At 65.8% G+C, this 18,940-nt stretch carries 18 protein-coding genes; 5 read left to right on the top strand and 13 right to left on the bottom strand.

Going from position 1 to position 18,940, the window contains the following annotated elements; genetic code table 11:
• Positions 1-74: 74 nt before the first annotated feature.
• Both AC1DD3_RS03715 and AC1DD3_RS03710 read left to right on the top strand, forming a co-directional pair.
• Positions 75-836 carry an isoprenyl transferase gene (locus tag AC1DD3_RS03715; RefSeq protein ID WP_230117191.1) on the top strand — a complete coding sequence of 254 codons (762 nt, stop codon included), beginning with the start codon at positions 75-77 and terminating at the stop codon, positions 834-836.
• A 277-nt stretch (positions 837-1,113) separates the two neighbouring features.
• Positions 1,114-2,556: a PhoH family protein gene (locus AC1DD3_RS03710; RefSeq protein ID WP_230117161.1), complete on the top strand. Its 1,443-nt coding sequence runs from the start codon at positions 1,114-1,116 to the stop codon at positions 2,554-2,556.
• Positions 2,557-2,848: 292 nt separating this feature from the next.
• Here the strand turns inward: AC1DD3_RS03710 and AC1DD3_RS03705 are convergent, their stop codons facing one another.
• The 3 genes from AC1DD3_RS03705 to AC1DD3_RS03695 all read right to left on the bottom strand — a co-directional run bounded on the left by AC1DD3_RS03705 (position 2,849) and on the right by AC1DD3_RS03695 (position 5,014).
• Positions 2,849-3,493, bottom strand: a complete 645-nt coding sequence (locus tag AC1DD3_RS03705) for a GNAT family N-acetyltransferase (protein ID WP_476880964.1) — start codon at positions 3,491-3,493, stop codon at positions 2,849-2,851.
• Between the two features lie 90 nt (positions 3,494-3,583).
• Complete coding sequence (locus tag AC1DD3_RS03700) at positions 3,584-4,126, bottom strand: hypothetical protein (RefSeq protein WP_230117163.1); 543 nt, start codon at positions 4,124-4,126, stop codon at positions 3,584-3,586.
• A 93-nt stretch (positions 4,127-4,219) separates the two neighbouring features.
• Complete coding sequence (locus AC1DD3_RS03695; protein WP_230117164.1) at positions 4,220-5,014, bottom strand: hypothetical protein; 795 nt, start codon at positions 5,012-5,014, stop codon at positions 4,220-4,222.
• A 58-nt stretch (positions 5,015-5,072) separates the two neighbouring features.
• Between AC1DD3_RS03695 and AC1DD3_RS03690 the strand changes: the two genes are divergently transcribed.
• Complete coding sequence (locus AC1DD3_RS03690; protein WP_230117165.1) at positions 5,073-5,630, top strand: prepilin peptidase; 558 nt, start codon at positions 5,073-5,075, stop codon at positions 5,628-5,630.
• Between the two features lie 115 nt (positions 5,631-5,745).
• Here the strand turns inward: AC1DD3_RS03690 and AC1DD3_RS03685 are convergent, their stop codons facing one another.
• Positions 5,746-7,506 (bottom strand): MDR family MFS transporter, encoded by a 1,761-nt coding sequence (locus AC1DD3_RS03685; protein ID WP_230117166.1) that lies wholly within the window; start codon positions 7,504-7,506, stop codon positions 5,746-5,748.
• Positions 7,503-8,195 (bottom strand): TetR/AcrR family transcriptional regulator, encoded by a 693-nt coding sequence (locus AC1DD3_RS03680; protein WP_230117167.1) that lies wholly within the window; start codon positions 8,193-8,195, stop codon positions 7,503-7,505. Before AC1DD3_RS03680 ends, AC1DD3_RS03685 begins: the two co-directional genes overlap by 4 nt.
• Before the next feature lie 234 nt (positions 8,196-8,429).
• Between AC1DD3_RS03680 and AC1DD3_RS03675 the strand changes: the two genes are divergently transcribed.
• On the top strand, positions 8,430-8,915 hold the full coding sequence (locus tag AC1DD3_RS03675; protein WP_476880963.1) for a VWA domain-containing protein: 486 nt from the start codon (positions 8,430-8,432) through the stop codon (positions 8,913-8,915).
• Between the two features lie 95 nt (positions 8,916-9,010).
• Here AC1DD3_RS03675 and AC1DD3_RS03670 read toward each other — a convergent pair whose 3' ends face one another.
• The 3 genes from AC1DD3_RS03670 to AC1DD3_RS03660 form a co-directional block, all read right to left on the bottom strand.
• Complete coding sequence (locus AC1DD3_RS03670) at positions 9,011-10,432, bottom strand: class II fumarate hydratase (protein WP_476880962.1); 1,422 nt, start codon at positions 10,430-10,432, stop codon at positions 9,011-9,013.
• 87 nt (positions 10,433-10,519) lie between these two features.
• Entirely contained in the window at positions 10,520-11,134 is a 615-nt protein-coding gene (locus AC1DD3_RS03665; RefSeq protein ID WP_476880961.1) for a carbonic anhydrase, read from the bottom strand.
• A gap of 10 nt (positions 11,135-11,144) precedes the next feature.
• Entirely contained in the window at positions 11,145-11,840 is a 696-nt protein-coding gene (locus tag AC1DD3_RS03660; RefSeq protein WP_476881000.1) for a DUF4245 domain-containing protein, read from the bottom strand.
• Positions 11,841-12,033: 193 nt separating this feature from the next.
• On the opposite strand from AC1DD3_RS03660, the gene glpX reads away from it, so the two are divergent.
• The gene (glpX, locus tag AC1DD3_RS03655) at positions 12,034-13,056 is read left to right on the top strand and encodes a class II fructose-bisphosphatase (protein WP_230117193.1); all 1,023 of its coding nucleotides are present in this window, start codon (positions 12,034-12,036) and stop codon (positions 13,054-13,056) included.
• 93 nt (positions 13,057-13,149) lie between these two features.
• Here glpX and AC1DD3_RS03650 read toward each other — a convergent pair whose 3' ends face one another.
• From AC1DD3_RS03650 to AC1DD3_RS03630, 5 genes are read right to left on the bottom strand one after another with little or no spacing between them, the layout of a single operon-like run.
• Positions 13,150-14,109: a lipid II:glycine glycyltransferase FemX gene (locus AC1DD3_RS03650; RefSeq protein WP_476880960.1), complete on the bottom strand. Its 960-nt coding sequence runs from the start codon at positions 14,107-14,109 to the stop codon at positions 13,150-13,152.
• 5 nt (positions 14,110-14,114) lie between these two features.
• Entirely contained in the window at positions 14,115-15,365 is a 1,251-nt protein-coding gene (gene manA, locus AC1DD3_RS03645; protein ID WP_476880959.1) for a mannose-6-phosphate isomerase, class I, read from the bottom strand.
• A 35-nt stretch (positions 15,366-15,400) separates the two neighbouring features.
• The gene (locus AC1DD3_RS03640; RefSeq protein ID WP_476880958.1) at positions 15,401-17,038 is read right to left on the bottom strand and encodes an LCP family protein; all 1,638 of its coding nucleotides are present in this window, start codon (positions 17,036-17,038) and stop codon (positions 15,401-15,403) included.
• Between the two features lie 9 nt (positions 17,039-17,047).
• A complete protein-coding gene (gene purE / locus AC1DD3_RS03635; RefSeq protein ID WP_476880957.1) occupies positions 17,048-17,635 on the bottom strand; it encodes a 5-(carboxyamino)imidazole ribonucleotide mutase in 588 nt (195 codons plus the stop codon).
• Complete coding sequence (locus tag AC1DD3_RS03630) at positions 17,632-18,780, bottom strand: 5-(carboxyamino)imidazole ribonucleotide synthase (protein WP_476880999.1); 1,149 nt, start codon at positions 18,778-18,780, stop codon at positions 17,632-17,634. Before AC1DD3_RS03630 ends, purE begins: the two co-directional genes overlap by 4 nt.
• Positions 18,781-18,940: the final 160 nt, after the last annotated feature.

Below are 18,940 nucleotides of genomic sequence, written 5' to 3'. Positions count from 1 at the left end.
GCGGGGGCCTCCTCCGGACGGTAGCCTAGGGTTTGCACGAAGTCACACAGCCAGGAAGTCAGGTGAATCTCCGGATGGAATTGCCCGGGTTCCTGTATGGCTTCTACGAGCGCAAACTCCAGCGGTCGCTGGATCCAGCACGCATTCCCAGGCACATCGGCGTCATGGTGGACGGCAACCGGCGCTGGGCCCGGCAGTTCAACGCCCCCACGAGCCAGGGACACCAGGCCGGTGCGGACAAGATCCACGAGTTCCTGGGCTGGTGCCAGGAACTGGGGATCAGGGTAGTCACCCTCTACATGCTCTCCACCGACAACATGAGCCGCTCCGGTGAGGAACTGGACCTGCTCATGGGCATCATCGCGAACACACTCGACCGCCTGGATGAGGCCGCCGACATTTCGGTGCACGCCATGGGTGCGCCCGAACTCCTCCCGGACTACCTTGCAGACCGGCTGACCAAACTGACCACGCGGACTCCGGTGCGCGAGAAGCTGCACGTCAATGTAGCGGTCGGCTATGGCGGACGTCGGGAAATCGTCGATGCCGTGCGGGAGTTGCTTCACGATGCCGTGGCCCGCAAGGCCGACATCAGCGAACTCGCCGACACCCTGTCCGTGGACGACATCTCACGTTTCCTCTACACCCGCGGCCAGCCGGACCCGGACCTGGTCATCAGGACCTCCGGCGAACAGCGGCTGTCAGGCTTCCTGATGTGGCAGAGCGCCTACAGCGAGTTCTACTTCTGCGAGGCGCTCTGGCCCGCGTTCCGAAAGGTCGATTTTCTCCGCGCCCTGCGGGACTACGCCGGCAGGCAGCGGCGGTTTGGCTCCTAGCCTTCCTTGGGCCGGTCCCGGCGTGACCGCGGACTGTCCGCGCCGTTCATCTTGAATTCACAAGATGGCAACAGGAATCGCCGGTCCAAGACTTTGGAAATTAGTCGGAGGAGATTTACGTTAAAACCATCAGCAGGCAAACCGCCGGCTGATCGGGGAGGCCAGTACATGGAGCGGAATTTTCGCACCGGTTGTATGGGAGGCCGAGCCGGCCTCTTTTGGCCGAGCCGCCTCACCAATAACAATTCCGGGCATGTGCCCCGGGGCTGGAGTCGATGTGGCTAATTCTGAACAACTGCCCGAAGTCATCACGGACCAGGGTGAGAAGGCTACCTCTCGCGCCAAGCGAGCAATTTCAAAGACCGGTGCGGCCACGAAAGACGCCGCGGCCGGTCTTGCTGTTTCCGGCCCAAGGTCAGAATCCCAGCCCGCCGTCTCGACGTTCGTCATTGACACCTCGGTGTTGCTGTCCGATCCCCGCGCCCTGCTCCGCTTTGCGGAGCACGAGGTCATTGTGCCCATCGTGGTCATCACCGAGCTGGAAGGGAAGCGGCACGATCCCGAGCTGGGCTACTTTGCCCGGACAGCCCTCCGTCTCCTTGATGACCTGCGCGTCCAGCATGGCGGGCTCGACCGGCCCATCCCGCTGGGAGACGCCGGCGGGATACTCATGGTGGAGCTGAATCACATCTCGTCCGAAGTGCTGCCGGCCGGTTTCCGCGGCGGTGACAACGACAGCCGCATCCTCGCCGTCGCCAAGAACCTCGCCAACGAGGGCCGCAACGTCACCGTGGTGTCCAAGGACCTTCCCATGCGGGTCAAGGCTTCGGCCATGGGTCTTCTCGCCGATGAGTACCGCAACGAGCTGGTCAAGGATTCCGGCTGGACCGGCGTCGCGGAAGTTGACGCCAGCGAGGAGGAGATTTCCACGCTCTACGGCCACGAGCCGGTCTTCATTCCCGCCGCCGCCGAGATGCCGGTCAACACCGGTCTCGTGTTGCTCTCCAACAGGGGCTCGGCACTGGGACGGGTAGGCCCGGACAAGCAGGTCCGCCTCGTGAAAGGCGACCGGGACGTCTTCGGCCTCCACGGACGCTCCGCCGAACAGCGGCTCGCCATCGACCTGCTGATGGACCCGGCGGTAGGCATTGTGTCGATCGGCGGCCGCGCCGGCACCGGCAAGTCAGCCCTCGCCCTGTGCGCAGGACTGGAGGCCGTGCTGGAGCGCCGGGAGCACCGCAAAGTGATTGTCTTCCGCCCGCTCTACGCCGTCGGTGGCCAGGAACTGGGCTACCTGCCGGGCTCTGAGGCGGAGAAGATGAACCCGTGGGCACAGGCTGTCTTCGATACCCTCGGTGCCCTCGTCAGCCAGGAAGTCGTGGAGGAAGTCATGGACCGCGGCATGCTGGAGGTCATGCCGCTAACCCACATCCGCGGCCGTTCCCTGCATGACGCCTTCGTGATCGTGGACGAGGCACAGTCCCTGGAGAAGAACGTGCTGCTCACCGTGATGAGCCGCATCGGGCAGAACTCGAAGATCGTCCTCACCCACGACGTCGCCCAGCGTGACAACCTGCGGGTCGGCCGGCACGACGGCGTTGCCGCCGTCGTCGAGATCCTCAAGGGCCACCCGCTCTTCGGCCACATCACCCTCACCCGTTCCGAGCGCTCGCCCATCGCCGCGCTGGTGACGGAGCTGCTGGAAGGGGCTGAGATCTAACCTGCGTGCCCGAGGGCCGTGGCCGGGTTCGCCGGGCCACGGCCCTTCGCCGTCGCTTAGACACGACGCATATGGACCCGCTCTGGTCGCTGGGCGACCTCCGCGGGTCCGATGCGCCGCGATGCGCTCCTACGCGAAGGACCGCGTCCCGGCGAGGGCCGCTGGTTGGGCTTGTTGAAACCTGGGATGCCGCTGGTTGAGCTTGTCGAAACCTGGAGTTCCGCTGGTTGGGCTTGGCGAAACCCGGGATGCCGCTGGTTGGGCTTGTCGAAGCCGGGGCGGTCTCGGCCGGTCAGAGGCCCAGGAACTTGGCCGTGGGGGCGTGGCCTTCTACCTTGAGCTGCCAGTCGGGGCGCTTGAAGGATTCAGGGGTGAGGCGGACGCGCTGGACTGTCTCGGGCTTGCCGCCCCAGGACCTCCGCGTGACGCCGTTCAGCTCGTAGCCGAGGGACCGGGAAACTCCCAAGGACGCGGCGTTCCACTCCGCCGCTTCGGATTCCGCGGCGTCGGCGTTCAGCCAGTCAAAGGCGTAAAGCGCGACGGCGGCACGCATCTCCTTGCCGAAGCCGCGGCCGTGCGCGCTCCTCCTCAGCCACGAGCCGGTGGTCACGGTCTTGAGGATGGCAAAATCCTTGGCGCCGACGTCCTGGCATCCCAGGAAGGTGCCGCCGTGCCAGATGCCCAGGATCAGGGCCCAGGACTGCGGCGGGGTGCCGGCCCGGCACTGCCAGTACCACTGGGCCATGTTCTGTCCCAGCTCGTCCGGAGGAGATTCGGCCCAGGGCGTGCTGAACGGGCTGCGTCCGCGGTCGTGGATGCCGCTGGCCGCAGCCTCCACGGCGGCGGGGATGTCGTCGTCCCGGAGAGGACGAAGGATGAGCCTGGGAGTGGTCAGGGCGAGGGCGAAGGGCGGCCAAACGGAGATCAGCTCGGTCATGAGGGAAGCCTAGCCGATGGGACGTTACAGCGGCCGGACGAGAACGCCGGTCGAACGGGACGACCGAACCGGCGACGGCCCGAGCGTGGGTTAGCTGCCGGTGTGGTGCGACAGCCCCAGGGACAGCCGCGTTCCGCCGGGTCCCTTCAGGACCAGGGCGATGGACTTGTCCGGCAGCTCGAAGACCATGGTCGCGTTGAGTGAGTCGCCCTGGCGAACTTCAGCCCGGGGGTTTGACGTCCACAGCGGCTTTACGTCACTGCCGCCCAGGCCGGTGACCACATACTGGGACGAATCCAGCGTGATGCCGGCGCCTTCCAGGGCGGTGAACTGCACCAGTACTCGGACCCGGTGGGTGCCCGCGGACGCGCCCTCCTCCAGGGCCTGCACATGCTCCGGCGGCAGCCAGCCGTCCTTCTCGAGCGGGACAACTCCGTTCACCCTCGCCATTCCGCCAGGGACAGCGGCACTCGCGCCCAACGGCACGCTTGGCTCCGGCTTCGCACTCAGGAACACATAGCCGAAGAACAATGCCAAGGCAGCGATGAGGGCCAGCGGTATCAGCATCATGCGTCTGCGCCTGCGTTTGGACGTCATTGCGGCGGGCGGCTGTTCGGTGGCAATCGAGGACATGCCCCGAGTCTGCGATGCCCAGCTTGGGAAAACCCTGCACGGGCCCCCGCATCCGGGCGGCTCCGGAGCGTTCCCTACCGGGCCGGTGGCTGCTCAGGCCCGGTTGGGGCGCGGCGGCCACTGGATATGCTCGCGCACATCCGTCAGGTTCACGGGCTCGGCCACGAAGAGATCATCGAGCATGTATTCGTCGACGGCCAGGATACGGATCCAGTGGCCGGGCTGCTGCGTCCCGCCGTCGAGGGCTTCGCTGGCCACGCAGATGCCGGTTCCGGCGTCCACCCGGATCCTTGTCCGGCCCGGTCCGCACAACGGCCGCGCCGGATCCAGCGGGCGGTAGCTGGCGTTTGGCGAAACCACAGTCTCCAGCGCGCTGCGGCCCTCGTGCTCCACCTCGCGCACGGGCTCAAGCAATTCCACGGCATTGGCACGGGGGAATTCCAGGGGAACGGGCGCATTTCCCGCGAGCTCCACCGGGTCGAGGGCCGCTCCGAAGCGGCTGTTGCCGAACGACGGTTCACCGTATGCCGCTTCCGGGCGGCGCCTGACCAGCCCGCCGTCGTCGTAAACGGGGGTGACCAGATGCGCCGGCAGAAGCCATGACCGCCTGGTGGCGCTGACGTACAGGCCGTCGCGCGAGTCGTTGATGCCGGTGGTGCTGTGCAGAAGGGTTCCGTCCGTGGACTCAAGACGAAGGGCGCCAGGGCGGCGCAGCCAGGCGCGCACAGGGACCGTGCCGCCGCCCTCGGGCGTTTCGCGGTATTCGAACCTGAGGGACTGCCACTTCCAGGGGGACGAGCGGCAGAGGTTCCGGAAGGATGCGACGGAATCCGAGGGCGTCGAGGCCCCGCCGTGTTCCTGCCGGTGCTTGGCGTCCCAGGTCCCCATATCCACAGTTTACCCACGGGTCCAGCGGCGGACCGGGCAAATCCAGTAGCATCCGAGAGTGATCCAACGACTTGGCGAACTCTGGGAAGCAGCACCGCCGGCCTTCTGGCTGGTCCTGGCCGCGTGCGCTTATTTCGCTGTGATGGCCGCCCGGCTCACGGTGATCGATGTCCGCCACCATCTTTTGCCGAACCGGATCGTCTTCCCGTCGTATGCGGTGGCGGGCGCGCTCCTGCTCGGGGCCGTGATCAGTCTGGCCGTGTCGGCTCAGGGCAGCGGGAGCGTTCCGGCCGCCGCCGCGCAGCTGTTCGGCGTGCCTGCGCTCCGGATCCTGGCCGGGGGAGCGGTGCTGTGGCTGTTCTACTTTGTCCTGCGGCTGGTGTATCCGCCGGGGATGGGATTCGGTGACGTTAAGCTGGCGGGGGTGCTGGGCATGTACCTGGGGTATCTGGGCTGGCCGCACATTTTCGCCGGCACCTTCGCCGCCTTCCTGCTCGGGGGTTTGTGGAGCATCGGCCTGCTGGCGTCGCGGCGCGGAACGCTCAAGTCGGCCATTCCGTTCGGGCCCTTCATGCTCGGAGGAGCGGCCGCCGCAATGGTGCTGCTGCCGGCTTGAGCAGCCCCTGGGAGGGAACGCACATTTGAGCACCCCCTCCTCGCGACAAGCGGGACTAAAAGGCAGGGCCGCCGCAACCCCAAAAGACTGCGACGACCCCGCAACTTCCCCCGGACTATTGCCCGGCGGAGGGTCGGCTGCGCTGGCCGGCCAGCTCGCCGTCGTCGTTCTTGGCGTTGCCGGCCGGCTCACTGTCAGCGGGAGCGTCCAGCGCCTCCGCGGATGCCGCGATGCCGACGACGGCGGCTCCACCGGCACCGTGCCGTGCAGTCTCCAGCCGCGCAGCTTCCAGCCGCTCGGCCTCCTCGCCGCCCACAGCTTCGCCGCGGGCCACCATGCCGGCCGTGTCCGAGAGCGGGATCTGCTTCAGGGTCAGTGCCAGGATCAGCGCGATGCCCAGGAACGGCAGCAGGTACCAGAACACCGGTGCCAGCGAATCGGCGTAGGCGTTCACGATGGCGTCCCGGAGCTGCTCCGGGAGCTGGCTGAGGGCCTGCGGGTCCAGCGTCCGGGTGGACTGCGTGGCCTGCTCGGCTGAGGCGCCGGCACCGGTGAAGGCCTTGCCAAGGGACTCAGACAACCGGGACGTGAAGATGGAACCGAACACGGCCACGCCCAGGGACGCGCCCACTTCGCGGAAGTAGTTGTTGGTGCTGGTGGCGGTTCCGATCTGGTCCGCCGGGACGGAGTTCTGGACCACCAGGACGATGACCTGCATGATGGAGCCCAGGCCGGCGCCGAACACGAACAGCTGGACGCAGATGACCCAGATCGGGGTGTCTGCCGTCAGGGTCGTCAGCCAGAGCATGGCACCCATGGTCAGGACAGCTCCCAGGATGGGGAACATCTTGTACCTGCCGGTCTTGGAGATCCGGATCCCCGAATAGATGGCCATGCCCATGAGGCCCACCATCATCGGAAGCATCAGCAGCCCGGACTCGGCGGCCGAGGTCCCTGAGGACATTTGCAGGAACGTGGGCACGAACGCGATGGCGGCGAACATGCCCAGGCCCAGCGTAAAGCCGATGGCCGTCGAGTTGACGAAGATCCGGTTCCTGAACAGGCTCATCGGGATAATGGGGTCCTCGGCGCGGCGTTCCACCATGACGAACGCGGCAGCAGCCACAACCAGGCCGGCACCGAACGCCCACGTGAGGGGCGAATCCCAGCCTTCGTCCTTCTTGCCGCCGAAGTCGGTGAAGAAGATCAGGCAGGTCGTGGCTGCGGAGAGCAGCAGGACGCCCAGTATGTCGATCCGCTTTGCGGCCTTCTTGTTCGGCAGGGTCAGGGTGAACCAGGCGATGGTGAACGCGGCGATGCCGACGGGGATGTTGATGTAGAAAGCCCATTCCCACGTGAGGTGGTCCACGAAGTAACCGCCCAGGAGGGGCCCGGCAACGGCTGAGAGACCGAAGATGGCGCCCAGCGGGCCCATGTACTTGCCGCGTTCCTTGGCCGGGACGATGTCGGCGATGATGGCCTGCGAGAGGATCATCAGGCCGCCGCCGCCGAGGCCCTGGACGGCACGGAACACCACGAAGCCCCAGAAATCGGTGGCGAATGCGCAGCCGACCGAGGCGAGCGTGAACAGCGCGATGGCCACGAGGAACAGGTTCCGGCGGCCCAGGACGTCACCAAACTTGCCATAGATGGGCATCACGATGGTGGTGGCGAGCAGGTACGCGGTGGTGATCCAGGCCTGGTGCTCTACGCCGCCGAGTTTACCAACGATGGTGGGCATGGCGGTGGACACGATGGTCTGGTCCAGGCTGGAGAGCAGCATGCCGGCGATGAGCGCGGAGAAGATGATCCAGATGCGCTTCTGGGTCAGGAGCAGCGGTTCGGCTGCTGCCTTGGGTATGACGGCGGTGCTCATTTGCTTCCTTCTGTGGAGGGTGATGGGGTGTCCGCGGACGGGGATGCGGGGCGGGAAAATGGCTGGGACAGCAGTAGCCTCGCACCCTCGAGATTTTCGAGCAGGAGGTCCCGGTAGGGGCGGGTGTTGCCCTCGGAGAAATAGGTCATGCTGGCGTGCCTGGCGATGCTGCCCATCACCACAACAGCCATCCTGACCACCGGATGGTCCGGGGCTACGCCTTCCCTGGCGGCGACGACGCGGGCGAAATGGGCCTCCCGTTCCTCGGTGGCGCCGATGATTTTCAGCATCAGCTGGGGTTCTTTCTTGATGACGCCGATCAGCTGCCGGGTCTCTTCTTCGGAGGCGCTCATCCTTTCAGACAGGTGCAGCGACAACTCCGCAAGATCCTGAAGCAGGCTGGCCGAGATCTCTCCCGCGGGGGACGTGCTACCGCCCCGGATGAAGTCTTCGAAGAATTCCTCGGGGTGTTCATCGTCAACATGCCCCAGGATCGAGTCTTCCTTGGTGGGGAAGTAGTTGAAGAACGTGCGCCGGGAGATGCCCGCCTGTTCGCAGACGTCCTCCACGGTGTAGCCGTTCAGGCCGCGTTCCGCAGTCAGGGAACGCGCGACGGCGGTAATCGCCGCCCGGGTTGCCGCGCGCTTCCGCTCGCGAAGGCCGCCCTCAATAATTGCACTCTTGGTCACATAGTAAATTTTTACACTACTTCATCTAGAGTGCAACTTTTACGATATTGTCGGTGGCCGTACCTAGCCTGTTCCTGCCCAGCACTATCGCTGGCACCAGGTGGCACCGGCGGGACCGGGGCCGGAAATGGGGAAGCATGACAGACACAGGGCTTACACACGTTTACGTGCTCAGGCCGGTGCCGGCTGTCCCTCGCCCAGTTCGACGACACCTACGAGCGGGTGTACGAATCTGTGGATATCCAGGATGTCCCGCCGCTTGTTCTTCAGCCCAGGGGATCCACTGCCCTGCACGATGCCATGGTGCGGCTGATCGGTGAAGCCGGGGCGGAGCTTGCGGCAATGCCGGAACACGAGCGTCCGGGGACTGTGCTGGTGGCTGTCCTGACCGACGGCCATGAGAACGCCTCCCGGGAAGCGAACGGAGCCATGGTCAAGGGCCTTGTGGAACGGCAGCAGATGCAATGGGGATGGCAGTTTACCTACCTCGGTGCGAACCAGGATGCCGTTCTGACGGCCCAGGGCCTGGGGATCAGGGCCGAGGACGCGCTGACCTATGCTGCTGGAAATGTGGACGCCGCCTTCAGCGTCCAGTCTGCCAAGACGCGCAGGCTGCGGGAGGCACGGGTCTCCGGAGCCACGCTGGAGCAGGCATCTGCAGCGGCGGCCTACACTCCGGAGGAGCGGAGAGCGGCAGGAGGGCCGGGGAGAGACGCATAGCCGGACTGCGCGGGGCCGGGGGAGAACGACGCCGGCCGGCACCTTCCATTGGAAGGCACCGGCCGGCGTCGGATGCGTGGTTCTGGTAGCGGAGACTATGCCTTGTGCGGCGGGCGGGTCATGGACATGACGTCCAATGCGGTGTCGAGCTGCTCTTCCGTCAGCTCGCCACGCTCCAGGAAGCCCATGGCTACAACGGTCTCGCGGATGGTCAGTCCCTCGGCGACAGCCTTCTTGGCGATCTTCGCTGCGTTCTCGTAGCCGATGTACTTGTTCAGCGGAGTAACGATGGACGGCGATGCCTCGGCGAGGAAGCGGGCCCGGTCGACGTTGGCGGTAATGCCGTCGATCATCTTGTCGGCCATGACGCGGCTGGTGTTGGCCAGGAGGCGAACGGATTCGAGCAGGTTCGCGGCCATGACGGGGATGCCCACGTTCAGTTCGAAGGCGCCGTTCGTTCCCGACCAGGCGATGGCCGTGTCGTTTCCGATCACCTGCGCGCACACCATGATGGAGGCTTCACAGATGACGGGATTGACCTTGCCCGGCATGATCGACGAACCCGGCTGCAGGTCCGGAATGGCGATTTCGCCGAGCCCGGTGTTGGGGCCGGAGCCCATCCACCGCAGGTCATTGTTGATCTTCATGAAGGAGATGGCAATGTTGCGCAGCTGGCTGGAGGCTTCGATGAGGCCGTCGCGGTTTGCCTGTGCCTCGAAGTGGTCGCGGGCCTCGGTCAGCGGCAGGCCGGTGTCGGTGGCGAGCAGTTCAATGACGCGCTCCGGGAAGCCAGCCGGCGTGTTGATGCCAGTGCCGACGGCGGTGCCGCCGAGCGGGACTTCGGCAACCCGGGGGAGGGAGGCATTGATGCGCTCGATGCCGTAACGGACCTGTGCGGCGTAGCCGCCGAATTCCTGGCCCAAGGTGACCGGAGTGGCATCCATGAGGTGCGTGCGGCCGGACTTGACCACGTCCTTGAACTCCACGGCCTTGCGCTCCAGCGACTCGGCGAGGTAGCCGAGGGCGGGAATGAGGTCGTTGATCAGGGCCGAGGTGGCGGCCACGTGCACCGATGTGGGGAACACGTCGTTGGAGGACTGCGAGGCGTTGACGTGGTCGTTGGGGTGGACCACCTTGTCGCTGCCGGCAGCCTTGAGGGACCTGGAGGCCAGCTCGGCGATGACCTCGTTGGTGTTCATGTTCGAGGACGTGCCGGAGCCGGTCTGGAATACGTCGATGGGGAAGTCGCCGTCGTACTTGCCCGCGGCCACCTCATCGGCAGCTTCGGCGATCGCCTTGGCCAGCTCGCCGTCGAGCACGCCCAGTTCTGCGTTGGCCTGGGCAGCGGCCTTCTTTACCCGCGCCAGAGCCTCGATGTGGGCACGTTCAAGGGTTTTGCCGGAGATCGGGAAGTTCTCGACTGCACGTTGCGTCTGCGCGCGGTACAGGGCGTTCACGGGGACGCGGACTTCGCCCATCGTGTCATGTTCAATGCGGAACTCTTCAGTGGAAGTCATGGGGCTAGCTTAGGGCGATCAGGGGCCGCACCGAAAACCGTGAACTGCTTGCTACGGGCCTGCTGACCGGGCGCTCCCGGCGGGGTTTTAGAGCTCGCCGATTCCGGAAACAAGGTCGGCGCGGCCCTCCGCGAGGCTGTAAGAGAGGCCGATGACCGCCGCCCGCCCCGTTTCGATTGCGTCGGAAATCACACGGGAGCTGTCCACGAGCCGCTGCGAGGTCTGCTTGACGTGCTCCACCACCATGTCGTTGACCTCGGTTTCGTCATTGCGCAGGGACGTCAGGACGGACGGCGTGATGCGCTCGACGAGGTCCCGCATGAAGCCCACGGGCATCTGGCCGGTTTCCACGGCCGACTTCGTGGCACTGACCGCGCCGCAGCTGTCATGGCCCAGCACCACGATCAAGGGCACGCTCAGCACGCTGATGCTGTATTCAAGCGATCCGAGCACGGCATCATCAATGACCTCGCCGGCGGTGCGCACCACGAAGGCGTCGCCGAGGCCCAGATCGAAGATGATTTCTGCCGCGAGCCGGGAATCGGAGCACCCGAAGATCACCGCGAAGGGGTGCTGGTTTTCCACCAGGGAGGACCGCCGCGAGGCGTCCTGGTTAGGGTGCGAGGATTCACCGTTAACAAAGCGTTCGTTGCCTTCGCGCAGACGGCGCCAGGCCAGGGCGGGAGTCAGGTAGGTTGCCACGGCCCCTACCTTACGGCTTGGGGCTCGGTGACGGTGAAACTGTGACAACCGGGTTACTGTCGAGGGACTTTACGACGGCGGCGGCCAGTACCGAAAACTCGTCCAGTTGCGCACTCCCACTGAGGACAACGGTGGTCCCCCGGTGGTTCAGCACCATACTCCGCTCACCCTTGCCGGTGTCCCGCAGTTCCCAGTCCTGCCCGCCGGCATTCCGGTTTCCGGTCACTGGGGCATTCTTCGTCTGCTGCAGGAGCCAGGTCGGGTTGGCCTTCCGCGTCTGGACCAGCCCGATGAACGCTTCCTTCGGGGTGAGGTATCCAACCTCCCAGGTGGGGACGCCTGTTCCGGTGCCGGCTTCCCAGCGGGCGTAATTTGGCTTGAATGTGTCGCCCGTTTCCGGGGCGACGGGTGTGAATCCCGCCACATCCACCGCGTGTGTGGCGACCGCGCTCACATCGATGTTGGGGCGGTAGCCGTCAGTCTTGGGTGACGGGTTCATGAGGACGATCGGCAGGAAGGCGGCGATGCTGACCACCAGCGCGACGATCATTCCGATGACGGACGCATTGGCCCGCTTGGCCGCGGCGGCGGGGATTACCGGCTTGACCGCCTGGGTAGCCGGAGCCGGGGAAGAGCCGTGGCCGGCTGCCGGGCTGGTGGGGGCGGACTGGTCCTGCGTTTCACTCACCCCTCTATAGTCGCCCATGCGGGCGCCGAACTCACATTCCCCGTGCCCGGCGGTGAGGAGTAACACGTGGTTCGAGTGGTGGTCATCCCATGACCTGGGACGCATAGCCCGACTATGATCAGTAGCAGAGGAATCACCGCAGAAGCCTCCTTCGGCACTGCGGGTCCAATGATCGCCACTCGAAGAAGAGGTTCACGTGTCACCAGCGTCAATGACCCAGAAGTATTCCACGCTTTCCCCGTCGCTCGCCGTCGGGATCGACGAGCCGGACCGCAACCTCGCACTTGAGCTTGTCCGCGTCACCGAAGCCGCCGCGATCGCCGGTGGCCACTGGGTTGGATTCGGCGACAAGAACAAGGCAGACGGCGCGGCCGTCGACGCCATGCGTTCCTTCCTCCAGACCGTCCACTTCAACGGCGTTGTGGTCATCGGTGAGGGCGAAAAAGACGAAGCTCCTATGCTTTTCAACGGTGAGCGGGTTGGGGACGGCACAGGCCCCGAGTGCGACGTCGCCGTCGACCCCATCGACGGTACGCGGCTGACCGCCCTCGGCATCAACAATGCACTGGCCGTCCTGGCCGTCGCCGAACGCGGCTCCATGTTCGATCCCTCCGCCGTGTTCTACATGGAGAAGCTCGTCACCGGTCCCGAGGCCGCCGACATGGTGGATCTGCGTTTACCCGTCAAGCAGAACCTGCACCTGATCGCCAAGGCCAAGGGCGTCAAGGTCAACCAGCTCAACGTCATGATCCTCGACCGTGACCGCCACCGTCCGCTGGTGGAGGAAATCCGCGAGGCCGGCGCGCGCACCAAATTCATCATGGACGGCGACGTCGCCGGCGCCATCGCAGCAGCGCGTTCCGGAACCGGCGTTGACGCGCTCATGGGCATCGGCGGAACGCCGGAAGGCATTGTTGCCGCCTGCGCCATCAAGTCGCTCGGCGGCGTCATCCAGGGCAGGCTGTGGCCCACCAGCGACGACGAAAAGCAGAAGGCCATCGACGCCGGCCACGACCTCGAGCGTGTACTGTCCACGAACGACCTCGTCTCCAGCGACAACTGCTACTTCGCTGCCACGGGCATCACCGACGGCGACCTCCTCAAGGGTGTGCGCTACTCCAAGGACAAGGTCCTGACGCAGTCGATCGTCATGCGCTCCAAGTCCGGCACGATCCGCTTCGTGGACGGCGAGCACCAGGCCAGCAAGTGGGAAGGCTACGCCCGCAAGAGCTAGTCCGCCGACTCCATAGCGCGAACACGTGGGGGCCCCGAATCCGACCGGATTCGGGGCCCCCACGTGTTCGTTCGCGCGCTGACGGCCCGAAGCTTACGTGTTCGTCCGCGCGAGGGTTTTGCGGAGTCTTTCGCGGAGCTTGCGGGCCACCTGGTAAGCCGCGTAGCGGGGCTTGTTGACGGGCAGGTCCCACGTTCCCGGGTAGGCGATTTCCCGGCCCCCGAAGGACTTCTTGAAGGCGGTGAAGCCGGCCCACTTGTGATCCGGCTGGTCAGCCGGCGCCACGCCCCAGAGGTCCACGTGCTTGAGGCCCTTGTCCTTAGCATCGGCCATCAGCATGACCAGGAGCGGAATGCCGGCGCTGAGCTTGCGGTGGGTGTCGTCCATGGCAGCGTGGGCGTAGGTGCGCGTGTCTGCGGAATCATAGGCCAGCGCCGCCGCAATGGGGCCGCCGTGCAATTCGGCGACGAACAGGGTGGCCGCTCCGGCAGGCATCAGCGACGCCGCGACCTGGGTCAGGTACTCGTCGCTTTGCGGTTTGAAGCCATTCCGCCTGGCCGTCATGTGCAGGAAGTTCAGCAGGATGCGGATGTCGTCGGGATCCTGCGAGGCGTGGAACGTCACACCCTTCTTGTGGATGTTCCGGTAGAGGTTCCGGTTGACCGGCTTCATATCGGCCAGCACGTCCTTGAAGTCCCTGTCCAGATCCACGATCCAGCTCAGCTCGGGCTGCTGGTTGACGGGCGCGGGCCGCAGCCCGCGGCTCTTCAGTGCGGTTGCGGCCGTCCCTGGTTCCAGGCCCGCCGTCACCGGTTCGATCCGGACGAAAACGGCACCGCAGGATTTCGCCACGTCCACGAGCTCAGCCAGCGCGGCGTCAAAGGCATCGACGGACTCAGCCACGGGACCATACGGCGCATACAGCACTTTCCCGGCCGGGTTTTTCTCCTCAACCGCCAGGAAGCTCCAGCCCTCGCCGGACCGCCGGTGAACCGGACGGTCGAGGGACCGCTGGAAGTCGGCCCACGCCTGGCTCTGTAGGAAGTATTCCACGGCGGTCAGGCTTTCATGGACGTGGTCACGGCGAACGCCACGGCGGTGTCCGCGGCGCCCGAAACGGGGTGGACGTTGACAGGGGCGTGAGCTGCCGGAAGGAAGGCACTCGTGCCGCGGTTCAGCCGAAGGTCGCCCTTCGGCGAGTCCAGATAGACGGAGCCGGCAGTGACGATGATCACCGCGGCCCCCGATTGCGCCAGCGGCACCGGGCTTCCGTCCGGGAGCAGCTCGATCCTTTGGAGCTGGAATTCCCGGAAGGGCGGCTGGTACAGCTCTTGGCCGAGTTCTGAGACTTCGGCGCGGAGCATGGGCACACCCACCGACTCGAACGCGATGGTCTTCAGCAGCTCCGGCACATCGACGAACTTCGGCGTCAGGCCGCCGCGCAGCACGTTGTCCGAGGAGGCCATGACCTCCACGCCCAGGCCGTGGAGGTAGGCATGCACATTGCCGGCGGGGAGGTACACTGCCTCGCCAGGCTCCAGCGAGAGCCGGTTGAGCAGCAGGGAAATCAGCACGCCGGGATCGCCCGGGTATTCGCTGTTCAGGCTCAGCACCGTGGACAGTTCCGGCTGGTACGGCGCCATGGGCGCGCCGGAGGTCAGCGCCGCCACGACCCTTAAGGTCGCCTCCTTGACGCCATCACCACCCGCGATCATCCGCTCGAACGCCGACCGGAGCGCCGCACCCTCCTCGGGCTGCGACAGGTCATCGATGACCTCGGTCAGGATTTTCGGAACGCCTGATCCGGAGAGCTCCAGGCACCCCGCCAGGTGAAGGAAAACGTCCCGGGACTTGGCCGGCTCGCGGAATCCGCACAGCGCGTCGAACGGCGTCAGCGCGAAGATCATCTCCGGTTTGTGGTTGTCATCCCGGTAATTCCGGTTGGCCGCGCCGGCGGGGACGCCGGCGGCATTCTCGCGGGCAAATCCGGCTCTGGCCTGCTCAAGGCTGGGGTGGACCTGCAACGAAAGGGGCTTTGCTGCGGCGAGCACCTTGGCGAGGAACGGGAGCCGGGGCCCGAATTCCGCCACCGAGGCGTCGCCCAGGAAATGAGCGGGGTCCTCGGCGATAAGTTCATTCAGGGCCACGGCCGTGCCGTCGGGCCTGCTGGCCAGGGAAGGTGAGTCCGGGTGCGCGCCGATCCACAGCTCCGCTTCCGGGCCGCCCGACTCCGGCCTGCCCAGCAGGCCGGCGATCGCCGTCGTCGATCCCCAGGCGTAAGGCCTGAGGACGTTATCGATTTCGTACACAGCCGGGTGTCCTTCTTTCTTGGAGCAGGTGTTCGTCACAGGGGTGCGCATTGGCCGTTGGTGGCCACGAGATCGCGGATAGCCTGCTCGTTTCCCTCGCGCTTGAGCTGGTTCAGCATCTTTTCGGTGATGGGCTCACCTTCCGGCGTGGTGGTCACCGGAGTGAAGTCCGACGACGACGACGGCGACGACGGCGAGGGTTTGGTGACCGGCACGGCCGGTCCGGCTGCCGTCAGCCCGCTGCCGCCAGCTGCGTATTGCGGCTGCAGCGCGTCGTCGGGCGCCGCGGCAGGTGACGGCTCTGAGCTCTGGTCGCTGAGCAGCTTCTTGACCCGCTGATGGATAACGTCAAAGTCCGGCACGGTGGAGAAGGATGCGGCAAAGTCCGGCGGCCCAATGGTGAGGCGGCTGACGTCCTTGCCTTTGGCTTTCATGGCAAGATCCACAAAACTGCCCAGCTGGCTTGAGGAAATGTTGGATTCCACCACCTTGGTTCCGGCGTTGGCGATGTCCTCGAACTTCGAGAGGAGGGTAGCAGGATCCAGCTGTTTGAGCATGGCCTGCTGGACGCACTGCTGCCGCTGGATCCGCGCGTAGTCGTCGACGAACTCCCGGGACCGCCCGTACCACAGCGCATGGAAGCCGTCCAGCTTCTGGTCGCCGGCCGGAATCCAACCCAGCGGCATGCCGTGGATGCCGTTGGCCTCATCGATCATGTCGCCGCTGATCGGCACCCAGCCGCCGGCCTTGATCCTGATCCCGCCCATCGCATCAATGAGTTTCGCGAAGCCGTCCATGTCCACGAGCACGTAGGCCTGAACGGTGATGCCAAGGGTCCCCGAGACCGCTTCCAGGGTGGCCTGGGCACCAGGGTCGGCAACGTCCGGATAGAGATCCTTGTACTTGTTGGTGACCTCGGTATTGATGGCGTTGATAAGGCATTCATCGCCGCAGTTGTAGCCCTCAGGGTAGATCTTCAGCATGGGGGAGCCCTCGCTGAACCGGGCGTTCTGCAGGTTGCGGGGGACCGAGATGATGGCCGTCTTGCCGGTCGTGGCATCAACGCTGAGGACAGACAGGCTGTCGGGGCGACGGCCGGTGCGGTCCGCGCCCGCGTCGCCGCCCATCATCAGGAAGTTGTAGCGGCCGTCCACGGGGTCGATGGCCGGGCCGTTGGCGTTGAAGATGCTGCCGATGGCGTTGCGGCTGACGTTGAGCAGGTACGCCGCGTAGCCGAGGGAGCCGCTGCTGGCAACCATTGCCAGAGCCAGCGCGATGCCGACCACGGGCCTCATTCGCGGCCGCAACAGCACGGGCCGGATCAGCCGCAGGGTGTTGATGAACAGCACAGCCCAGCCCACCGCCAGGGCGGTCAGGACCAGGACGATCAGCAGGGAAGCCACCGGATTGGTGACAATGTTGATGAGCAGTGTCCGGTTGGTGAAAAGCAACACCAGGGCGAGGATGACCAGTGCCCACACCGTCAGCGTGACCCGCAGGGCAATGCGGCCCAGCTTGCGGTCCCCAGCGGCGATCTGGGCGCTCCCCGGAACGAACAGGGTGAGGAGGATCAGCAGAAAGGCGCGCTTGGTACGGAAGGGCGCAGGCGCGCTCGCCGGATGCCGGACGGGGTCCGTCAGGAGCCCCTGGGATGGCAGATCAGTGTTGGACATGAGAGTTCCTTAACGGCTGCCCCGGAGAACCACGTTTCCTTCGGAGAAGACTTCATTGACCTTCTGCCGGAGGTTGGCGCCTTTCCGGCTGGCCACGTCATTGAGTTCCTGTGCGAAGTCCAGAAGATCGGTGCGGAGGCGGACGGCGAGATCGTCCGTTCCCGAGGCCAGCATCCGCACGGCGAGCAGGCCTGCGTTCCGGGCACCGGCGATGGAGACGGTGGCGACCGGTACGCCCGCCGGCATCTGCACGATGGACAGCAGCGAATCCATGCCGTCCAGGGTCTTGAGCGGGACCGGAACCCCGATGACGGGTAGCGGCGTGACCGAGGCGAGCATCCCCGGAAGGTGGGCGGCGCCGCCGGCTCCTGCAATGATGACGCGAAGACCGCGCTCATGCGCCGTCTGGCCGTACCGGATCATCTCGGTGGGCATGCGGTGGGCCGAGACGACGTCGGCCTCGAAGGGGATGCCGAACTCCGCAAGGGCATCGGCGGCGGCCTCCATGACGGGCCAGTCCGAATCCGACCCCATGACGAGGCCGACCAGTGGGGACGGGCTGTCCGTTCCGGGCGTGGCGGCGGTTTCGGGGCTCATGCGTTCTCCTCGGTGTTGCCTGGTCCCGCGTCGGCAGGCAGCCTGCCGTCACGGATGATGTTTGCCACGGTGGTGGCCCGTTGCCTCAGGGACTGCACATCCGCTACGGAGGCGCCCACGAGATTGACGTGGCCGATTTTCCGGCCTGGCCGCACGGATTTCCCGTAGCAGTGCACTTTCGCGGCGGGTTCCGCGGCCAGCGCTACTGGATAGGCGGAAAACAGGTCCTGGTTCTCGCCGCCCAGGAAGTTCTTCATCACCACGACCGTGCCGAGCATGTCGGTGGCTCCCAGCGGCAGGTTCAGAACTGCGCGGAGGTGCTGCTCAAACTGGCTCGTGACGGAGCCGTCCTGCGTCCAGTGGCCGGTGTTGTGCGGGCGCATGGCAAGTTCGTTGATGAGGAACCCGGCCCCCGACCCCGGTGTCTCGAAGAGCTCCACGGCCATGACGCCGGTGACGCCCAGTTCGTTGGCGATCCGCAGGGCCGCATCTTCGGCGGCCGCGGCGACCTCGAGGGGGATGCCCTGCGCCGGAGCAATCACTTCGTCGCACACGCCATCAACCTGGATGGTGTGGACCACGGGCCAGGCCCGGGATGCGCCGTCCGGCGTGCGCGCCACAAGCGCAGAGAGCTCACGGCTGAACTCCACCTTGGCTTCCGCCAGCAGAGGGCTCATGGCCTCGAACCAGTCGGCGCTGTCCGCAGCCTCCTGGGGCGATCCGACGATCCGCACGCCCTTGCCGTCATAGCCGCCCCGGGGCGTCTTGAGCACCACGGGCCACCCGGTCTCGTCGCCGAAGCGGACCAGGGCGTCCACGTTGTCCACGGAGGCCCATGCCGGGTTCGGCAGTTCGAGGCGGTCGATGGCGGCGCGCATCACAAGCTTGTCCTGGGCATTGATCAGCGCGTCCGGGCCGGGCTGGACGTTGACTCCCGCCGCAATGAGGGCGTGCAGGTGGTCAGCCGGCACGTGCTCGTGGTCGAAGGTCATGACGTCCAGACCCTCGGAGAACTCCAGCAGGGCAGCCAGATCCTTGTAGTCGCCGACAGGCGCGTTGGGCACAGCCGATACTGCGGAGACGTCTTCACCTTCGGCGAGGACGCGGAGTTCGAAGCCTAAGGCTGTGGCGGCGGGGGCCATCATGCGCGCAAGCTGGCCGCCGCCAACCACGCCGATTACTGGAAAAGTCACAAGTCTCAGCCTACAGAAAAGGAACGGGGTTACCGGCTTTCATGGCAGTGAAGCCCGGGAAAGTCCCGAAATTCTACGGCGGGACAGGGCACGGGGGAGCCGCTGGCTGCAG

The organism is Arthrobacter sp. 05T444 (genome assembly GCF_056395905.1).
Note: the sequence above shows the minus strand (reverse complement) of the source record. Positions and strands in the feature narration are given on the sequence as shown.